The sequence below is a fragment of the Synechococcus sp. H55.11 genome (assembly GCF_047462475.1).
Classification (GTDB): Bacteria; Cyanobacteriota; Cyanobacteriia; order Thermostichales; family Thermostichaceae; genus Thermostichus.
In genome coordinates this window covers 1-716 of record NZ_JANSJI010000289.1, presented here as the reverse complement: position 1 = coordinate 716, position 716 = coordinate 1, and the positions used below count along the sequence as shown (strand labels likewise).

The 716-nt window shown below is 47.1% G+C and carries 1 protein-coding gene; it reads right to left on the bottom strand.

The genetic code is table 11. The annotated features are described in order from the left end of the window. Positions 1 to 161 precede the first annotated feature (161 nt). The gene (locus NW853_RS11690) at positions 162 to 539 is read right to left on the bottom strand and encodes a hypothetical protein (protein WP_414333939.1); all 378 of its coding nucleotides are present in this window, start codon (positions 537 to 539) and stop codon (positions 162 to 164) included. Positions 540 to 716 lie beyond the last annotated feature (177 nt).

The following is a 716-nucleotide window of genomic DNA, read 5'->3' as shown; positions in this document are numbered from 1 at the left end:
ATTCAGGTTCTAGTGGCAGCAATGCCATCGGGGTTCAAGTCCCCGGTTCCGCATTCTTTTGGCTTGGTTGCTACCTACTCCATCACCTCAACGTAGAGCAAGCTCTAAAAGAATCTTGCTTGGCTGCAGAACTCCTGTGAGGCCGGAAAAGGCCGTAACTTTTAGAGAGTCAGCTCTTTTTCGATTTGGGAGAGCTTGATACGAGCAAGAGCCAAGTTGCCTTTCTCTCGATCCAAAGCCAGATAGAAAAATAGCCCAGGTATGTGCTTAAGTAGATACATCAGGTGATACTGAGTCTCCAGAATAATAAGTATCTCTTCGATTCTGTCGGTGAACTTAAGAGACTCTGCAACTCGCATCTTGGCGCGGATCACCTCTGTGTTTCCGGCAATGGCCAACTCCAGATTAGCTTCGGGAAAGGCAGGGCTGTTGGTGCCCTTAAACCCCAGACACATTCCGGTCTTCCAGTCCCCCAAAGCGACGCCCAGTGCCCCGTCAATGGTGAGAGCCTTCACCAGACTGTCTTGAAGCTTGTTCATAAGGCTGCCCTATCCCAGAAGCTTGATCCTAAAGTGCGTCCGATCATGATAGGCCCTTCATTAGAAGGTTTCAACTTAAAAATACTAGAACTTGTTTATTATTAAGATAAGTACAACTAAATGCTAAATGCGTTAAGCGAGAGTCGTCGAGATTTTCTTGCCTTTACGTGCATCTGT